This is a genomic window from Pseudomonas citronellolis (assembly GCF_029335315.1).
Lineage (GTDB): Bacteria > Pseudomonadota > Gammaproteobacteria > Pseudomonadales > Pseudomonadaceae > Pseudomonas > Pseudomonas citronellolis_A.
On record NZ_JARJLT010000280.1, the window covers coordinates 1 to 7,802 of the forward strand.

The following is a 7,802-nucleotide window of genomic DNA, read 5'->3' on the forward strand; positions in this document are numbered from 1 at the left end:
GCTCCCTCCGTAGGAGCGCGCCGTGCCCGCGATCGCGCGCATGGCGCGCTCCTACGGCCTCTGCCCGGCGCCGAACGCAATGCACAAAATTCTCTTCAGTTTTTTCCCAGCTCATCCGTCTTAACAGGAACGATTCGGATTCCGCTTTGGCGCCGCGTCGTCCCGCGTAACCCGGCCAACGCATGCGTCGCGGCCGAGCCCAGGAAAAAATGATGCAGACACAGCCGCGCAGCACCCTCAGCGAACTCTTCAAGATCCTTCGGCCGTTCTGGCCGCAACTGCTCGCCGCCACCCTGCTCGGGGTGCTCGGCGGCGCCGCCATCACCGCCCTGCTCGCCACCATCAACTACAGCCTGCATTCCGACGGCGGCCTGCAGTCCGGCCTGCTGCTGGGCTTCGCCGCGCTGTGCCTGCTGGCCCTGGTCGGCTCGATCGTCGCCGACATCGGGACCAACTACGTCGGCCAGCATGTGATAGCCCGCCTGCGCAAGGAGCTGGGCAGCAAGATCATCTCCGCGCCCATCGAGCAGATCGAGCGCTACCGCAGCCATCGGCTGATCCCGGTGCTGACCCACGACGTCGACACCATCAGCGACTTCGCCTTCGCCTTCGCGCCGCTGGCCGTGTCGCTGAGCGTGTGCCTGGGCTGCCTGGGCTACCTGGCCTCGCTGTCGCTGCCGATGTTCCTCACCACCGCCGTGGCCATCGTCATCGGCAGCGCCGTGCAGTACTTCGCGCGCAGCAAGGGGATCAAGGGTTTCTTCGAGGCGCGCGACGAGGAAGACGAGCTGCAGAAGCACTACCGGGCCATGGCCGAAGGCGCCAAGGAACTGCGCATCAGCCGCCCGCGCCGCTTCCAGCACTACAGCGAGCGCCTGCAGGGCAGCGTGGAGCGCATCTGCGACATCCAGGTGCGCTCGATCAACCAGTTCGTCATCGCCAAGGGCTTCGGCTCCACGCTGTTCTTCATCGTCATCGGCGTGGCCCTGGCCTATCAGGCCCTCTGGCCGAGCACCGACAAGGCCACCCTCAGCGGCTTCATCCTGGTGCTGCTGTACATGAAGGGCCCGCTGGAGCACCTGGTCGGCAACCTGCCCATCGTCAGCCGCGCCCAGGTCGCCTTCCGGCGCATCGCCGAGCTGTCGCAGCGCTTCTCCTCGCCGGAGCCGCACCTGCTGCTGAAGGACGACGGCCGCCCCGCCCTGCCGCTGGACAGCCTGGAACTGCGCGACCTGCACTACCGCTACCCGACCGAGGACGGCGGCCAGGGCTTCGCCGTCGGCCCGCTGAACCTGCAGCTGCGGCGCGGCGAAATCCTCTTCATCGCCGGCGACAACGGCAGCGGCAAGACCACCCTGATCAAGCTGCTGCTCGGCCTCTACGTGCCGCAGCAGGGCCAGCTGCTGCTCAACGGCCAGCCGATCGACGACGCGAGCCGCGACGACTACCGCCAGCTGTTCACCACCATCTTCGCCGACTACTACCTGTTCGAGGACCTGCTCAAGGGTAGCGCCGAGATTCCCGCCGAGGCCAACCGCTACCTGCAGCGCCTGGAGATCGCCGACAAGGTCATCCTGGACGGCCACGCCTACTCCACCACCGACCTCTCCACCGGCCAGCGCAAGCGCCTGGCGCTGGTCCAGGCGTGGCTGGAGAAGCGCCCGCTGCTGGTGTTCGACGAATGGGCCGCCGACCAGGACCCGGAGTTCCGCCGCATATTCTACACCGAGCTGCTGCCGGAGCTGCGCGCCCAGGGCAAGACGCTGATCGTGATTTCCCACGACGACCGCTACTTCGACATCGCCGACCGCCTGCTGCGCATGAGCGGCGGGCGCGTCGTCGAGCTGCGCGACCAGCGCGTCGGGGAGGACGCGCCGGACCGCAGCGCCACGGCGCACTAGCGCCGCCCCGAAGGCCACCGGCTTCCGGCGGCCTTCAGCGAAAAAAATCCGCCAACACGAAAAAACTTTTCCGGTTTTGTTTTCCGGATGCGTCATAGAAAGCCAATCATTCTTATTAAAAACAACATTACATTGATCATAGGAGTCTCGTAGTGAATCGGAAGCCCCCGCACAGCAAGCGCAGCCCCCTGGCCCGCCTGGTCAGCGCCGCCGCGCTCGGCCTGACCCTGAGCGCCACCAGCGTCTTCGCCGCCCCCGTGCGCATCGACATCCCGGCCCAGCCGCTGGCCGCCGCGCTGACCAACCTGGGCAGCCAGGCACGCCTGCAGATCATCTTCAACCAGGCCCAGGTGCAGAACCTGCGCAGCGCCGGCGTGCGCGGCGAGATGGAGCCGGCCCAGGCCCTGGAACAGCTGCTGCGCGGCACCGGCATCCGCTACCAGATCGACGGCGCGCGGGTGACCCTGCTCGGCGCCAACGCCTCCGCCGAGACGCTGGCGATGCCCGCCCAGGTGGTCACCGCCGCCCCGGAAGGCACCGACAACTACGTGCCGCGCACCAGCGGCAGCGCCAGCAAGACCGACACCCCGCTGCTGGAAATCCCCCAGTCGGTGTCCGTCATCACCCGCAAGCAGATGGACGCCCAGGGCGTGCAGACCGTCAGCCAGGCCCTGCGCTACGTGCCCGGCGTGCGCGTGGAAACCTACGGCATGGACCCCAAGGGCTATGACTGGCTGTTCATCCGCGGCTTCAACGGCCAGACCACCAGCGACTACCTCGACGGCCTGCGCCAGCTGAACAACAGCTACACCTTCTTCCGCACCGAGCCCTACGCGCTGGAGCGCATCGACGTGGTCCGCGGCCCGTCCTCGACCCTGTTCGGCCTGGGCGACGCCGGCGGCATCATCAACCGCGTGAGCAAGATGCCGACCGCCGCCGGGGTCCACGAAGTGGAACTGGGTTTCGGCAACCATGACCGCGTGCAGGGCCGCTTCGACATCGGCGACCGCCTGACCGACGACGGCAGCCTGCTCTATCGCGTGGTCGGCGTGGTGCGCAAGTCCAACTCCGAGTTCGAGTACGACGACGGCCACGAGGTCAAGGACGATCGCTACTACATCGCCCCGTCCTTCACCTGGTCGCCCGACGAGGACACCAGCTTCACCTTCCTCAGCAGCTTCATGAAGGACGACAGCGGCGGCACCATCGCGGTGAACACCCCGCAGTACGGCCACACCGACAACACCCTGCTCGGCGACCACAGCTTCAACCACAGCTACCAGGACCAGTTCACCCTGGGCTACGAGTTCCGCCACCGCTTCAACGACAACGTCGAGTTCCGCCAGAACCTGCGCTACGGCCAGGTCGACTTCATCCTCAACAACATGCTCCCGCTGGGCACCGTGAAGAGCGCCGTGCCGGCCCTGGCGCAGGCCTTCCCGTCGCTGGCCAACGACATCCTGCGCTCGCCGCGGCGCTGGGACGAGCACATGAACGCCTTCACCGTCGACAACCAGCTGAAGTTCGACTTCGACACCGACGGCATCGGCCACACCCTGCTCACCGGCATCGACTACTCGCGTACCGAATCCGACGTGAAGCGCTACTTCGAGAGCCTGAGCCTGGCCAACATCAACTACTTCCTGCCGCTGCTGCTCGACCCGAGCAACCCGAAATACGGCCTGAACATCAACCGCCCGGGCACCCGCCAGGTCGACTACAACCAGACCATCGACGCGGTCGGCTACTACGCCCAGGACCAGATCAAGTTCGACGACAACTGGCTGCTGACCCTCGGCGGGCGCTACGACAACGTGCGCAGCAGCACCGACGACCACCTCGCCGACAGCCACACCCTGGCCAAGGACGACGCCTTCACCGGCCGCGTCGGCCTGACCTACCTGACCGACTTCGGCCTGGCGCCCTACGTCGCCTACTCCGAGTCCTTCGTGCCCAACAGCGGCCTGGATCGCAACGGCAACAGCTTCGACCCGAGCACCGCGCACCAGTGGGAAACCGGGGTGAAGTACCAGCCCACCGACAAGCTGCTGCTGACCCTGGCCGGCTTCGAGATCGAGAAGACCAACGTCCTCACCAACGACATCGTCAACGGCGTCAACACCGGCTTCCAGAAGGCCACCGGCAAGGTCCGCTCGCGCGGCATCGAGGCCGAGGCCAAGGCGCAGCTCGACGAGCACTGGGACCTGCTGGGTTCCTACACCTACACCAAGACCAAGATCCTCAAGAGCAACGCCGGCGACGAGGGCAACCGCTTCGCCAACGTGCCCGAGCACATGGCCTCGGCCTGGCTCAACTACACCTTCCACGAAGGCGTGGCCGACGGCCTCAGCGTCGGCGGCGGGGTGCGCTACACCGGCTCGGTGTACGGCGACAACGCCAACACCTTCCACGTCGACAACTACACCCTGTACGACGCCGGCGTGAGCTACCCGGTGAACAAGAACGTCACCGTCTCCTTCAGCGCGCAGAACCTGCTCGACGAGAAGTACGTGACCACCTGCGACGACATCGCCGAGTGCTACCCGGGCGAAGGCCGCACCGTGCTGACCAGCGTCAAGTACGCCTGGTAAGCCCGTCGGGGGCGGCTTCGGCCGCTCCCGGCGGCCACCGCGGGCCCCTGCATGCGCAGTGGGCCCGTTGTCGTTTGCATGCCCTGGAGAGCCGCCATGCCCCTCACCCGCCGCCACCTGCTGCAGCGCCTGGCCGTGGCCACCCTGGCCGCCGGCGCCGGCCTGCCGCTGCGCGCCGAGCCGCGCCTGGAGCGCATAGTCGCGCTCAACTGGGTCGCCGCCGAAACCCTGCTGAGCCTGGGCGTCACGCCCCTGGCCATCTCCGACGACCGCTACTACCGCGTGCGCATGCCGACCACCGCGCTGCCGGCCAGCGTGCGCGACGTCGGCCCCTACTGGGAACCGAACCTCGAACTCATCCAGCAGCTGCGCCCGCAGCTGATCCTCAGCGACCCCATGACCCCGACCCTGGAGCGCCGCCTCGCCGCCATCGCACCCACCGAGCGGGTGGCCATCTACCCGGCCCGCGACGGCGCCTGGCGCGCCGCCGCCGAGTTCATGACGGGCCTGGCCGCGCGCCTGGACCGCGAGCGGTTCGCCGCCGACTACCTCGCCGCCGGCGAACGTCGCCTCGCCGAGCTGCGCGAGCGCCTGGCGCGCCGTCCGCAGCCGCCGGTGTGCGTCGCCGTGCTCAACCAGGACGGCCGCCACGCCGCGGTGTACGGGCGCGGCAGCATGGTCCAGGACGTGCTCGACCGGCTCGGCCTGGTCAACGCCTGGCAAGGCCCGGTGGGCGCCGTGGGCCTGGTCATGGTCGGCATCGAACGCCTGGCCGAGCGCGCCGACGCGCACCTGGTCTACCTCGACATCCCGACCACCTCGGCGCGCCTGCAGAGCCTGCGTCAGCCCAACGACCTGTGGGCCAACCTGCCGGCGGTGCGCCAGGGCCACACCCTGACCCTGCAACGTTTCTACCCGTACGGCGGCGCCGCCTCGGTCCTCGACCTGGCCGAACGCATCGGCGCCTACCTCGACGCCCTTCCGGAGGCCGCCCATGCCTGAATCCACCCTCGGCCTGGCGCGGCCGCGCCTGCGCCCGCTGGCCGGCCCGGCGCTGTGCACCCTGCTGCTGGCGGCGCTCGCCGCGCTGCTGGTGGTCCACGGCCTGCAAGCCGCGCTGCCGCGCGCGCTGTGGTGGCAGGCGCTGTGGGCGCCGGACCGCAACGACACCCAGCAGGTGCTGCTGCACTACAGCTTCTACCCGCGCCTGCTGGTGAGCCTGATGGCCGGCGCCGCCCTGGCCCTGGCCGGCACCCTGTTCCAGCAGATCCTGCGCAACCCGCTGGCGGAGCCGGTGACCCTGGGGGTTTCCGCCGGCGCCAACCTGGCCCTGTCGGCGGCCACCATCTGGGCGCCGGCGCTGCTGGTGCACGGCCTGGAGGGCGTGACCCTGGCCGGCGCCGCGCTGGCCACCGGGCTGCTGTTCGCCTTCGCCTGGGGGCGCACGCTGTCGCCGCTGCGCTTCATCCTCGCCGGCATGGTGATCAGCCTCTACTGCGTGTCGCTGAACGCGCTGCTGGTGCTGTTCAACCATGACTACCTGATCGACCTGCTGCTCTGGCAGGCCGGCTCGCTCAACCAGAGCGGCTGGGAGGGCGCGCTGTACCTGGCCCCGCGCCTGGCCGTGGGCATGCTCATCGCGCTGGCCATGGCGCGGCCGCTGGCGGCCCTGGGCCTGGAGGACGAAAGCGCCGCCAGCCTCGGCGTGTCGCTGCTGCGCACCCGCGCCCTGGGCCTGGCCGTGGCGGTGGCCCTGAGCGCCTTCGTCACCAGCGCGGTGGGCATGCTCGCCTTCGTCGGCCTCGCCGCCCCGGCCATCGCCCGCCTGTGTGGCGCGCGCACGCTGCGCCAGCGCCTGGTCTGGGCGCCGCTGCTGGGCGCCGCCCTGCTCTGCCTGGTGGACCAGGTGGCCCGCGAGCTGTCGCGCTTCGCCGGGGAAATCCCCGCCGGCATCCTCACCGGGGTGCTCAGCGTGCCGCTGCTGCTGTGGTTGCTGTCGCGCCAGCGCAGCGGCGGGATCGCGCCGCGGCCGCCGGCGGCGACCGCGCAACGGGCGCACCTGGGCCGGCTGATCGCCCTCGCCGCCCTGGCCCTGGCGCTGCTGACCCTGCCGGCGATCTACTTCGGCGTCGACGCCGACGGCTGGCACTGGGACGCCCCCGGCCTGCACGAAGCCATCCTCGACTGGCGCCTGCCACGGGTGCTCGGCGCCCTCGCCGCCGGCGCCCTGCTGGCCTGCGCCGGGCTGCTGGTGCAACGCCTGACCGGCAACCCCATGGCCAGCCCGGAAGTGCTCGGCGCCACCTCGGGCGCGGCCATCGCCGTGCTGGTGCTGTTCCTGCTGGTGCCGCAGCCGCAGGCGCTGATGGTCCCGGCCGCCAGCCTCGGCGCCCTGCTCGCCCTCGGCTTGCTGCTGTGGCTGGCCTGGCGCGGCGCGTTCAACCCGGAGCGGCTGCTGCTCACCGGGGTGTGCCTGACCACCCTGCTGCACTCCCTGAGCACCCTGCTGCTGGCCAGCGGCGACCCACGGATGACGGCGATGATGAGCTGGATGACCGGCTCCACCTACCAGGTCGACGCGCGCACCGCCTTCAGCGCCCTGGCGGTGGCCGCCGTGGCGCTGCCGGCCAGCCTGCTGCTGGCGCGCCCGCTGGACCTGCTGACGCTGGGCAACGGCACCGCCAGCGCCCTCGGCCTGCGCCTGCGCCCGAGCCACCTGGCGATCCTGCTGGTGGCGGCGGTGCTCACCGCCACAGCGACCATCGTGGTCGGCCCGCTGAGCTTCGTCGGCCTGGTCGCCCCGCACCTGGCCCGCCGCCTCGGCGCGCGCCGCGCGGCGCCGCAACTGCTGCTGAGCGCGGTGACCGGGGCGCTGCTGATGGTCATCGCCGACTGGCTGGGGCGCAACATCGCCTACCCCTGGCCGGTGTCGGCGGGGCTGCTGGCGGCGTTCATCGGCTGCCCGTACTTCCTCTGGCTGATGCACAAGGAACGCCAGGCGGCGTGAGGCCCGAGCGCGCTCGCGACGCCAAACGGCGGATAACGCTTCGCGTTATTCGCCCTACGCCAGGCCCACCCGTAGCGTAGGGCGAATAACCGTTCGCGGTTATCCGCCGTTTTACCGAGATCGCCGCCAACGCCAGGCTCAACCCCGGAGCCGCCTGGGCGCGCGGCCAAACGGCGGATAACGCTTCGCGTTATTCGCCCTACGCCCGGCCCGCTCGTAGCGTAGGGCGAATAACCGTTCGCGGTTATCCGCCACGCTTCGCTCCCACGGCGGGGAATGGCACCTGTAGGAGCGAGCTTGCTC

Annotated in this window: 4 protein-coding genes; all 4 read left to right on the forward strand. The window is 69.9% G+C overall.

Features of this window, described 5'->3' with window-relative positions:
• The first annotated feature begins 212 nt into the window (after window positions 1–212).
• The 4 genes from P3W75_RS21160 (at window position 213) to fhuB (ending at window position 7,499) form a co-directional block, all read left to right on the forward strand.
• Window positions 213–1,901 carry a cyclic peptide export ABC transporter gene (locus P3W75_RS21160; RefSeq protein ID WP_276229273.1) on the forward strand — a complete coding sequence of 563 codons (1,689 nt, stop codon included), beginning with the start codon at window positions 213–215 and terminating at the stop codon, window positions 1,899–1,901.
• A gap of 152 nt (window positions 1,902–2,053) precedes the next feature.
• Window positions 2,054–4,492: a TonB-dependent siderophore receptor gene (locus P3W75_RS21165; protein ID WP_276229270.1), complete on the forward strand. Its 2,439-nt coding sequence runs from the start codon at window positions 2,054–2,056 to the stop codon at window positions 4,490–4,492.
• A 96-nt stretch (window positions 4,493–4,588) separates the two neighbouring features.
• Window positions 4,589–5,494 (forward strand): ABC transporter substrate-binding protein, encoded by a 906-nt coding sequence (locus P3W75_RS21170; RefSeq protein WP_276229271.1) that lies wholly within the window; start codon window positions 4,589–4,591, stop codon window positions 5,492–5,494.
• Window positions 5,487–7,499 (forward strand): Fe(3+)-hydroxamate ABC transporter permease FhuB, encoded by a 2,013-nt coding sequence (gene fhuB, locus P3W75_RS21175; protein WP_276229272.1) that lies wholly within the window; start codon window positions 5,487–5,489, stop codon window positions 7,497–7,499. Before P3W75_RS21170 ends, fhuB begins: the two co-directional genes overlap by 8 nt.
• Window positions 7,500–7,802 lie beyond the last annotated feature (303 nt).

Excerpts from the sequence above, each read along its gene's own strand:
- P3W75_RS21160 (WP_276229273.1), top strand. The coding sequence starts at position 213 with ATGCAGACACAGCCGCGCAGCACCCTCAGCGAACTCTTCAAGATCCTT.
- P3W75_RS21170 (WP_276229271.1), top strand. The coding sequence starts at position 4,589 with ATGCCCCTCACCCGCCGCCACCTGCTGCAGCGCCTGGCCGTGGCCACC.
- fhuB (WP_276229272.1), top strand. The coding sequence starts at position 5,487 with ATGCCTGAATCCACCCTCGGCCTGGCGCGGCCGCGCCTGCGCCCGCTG.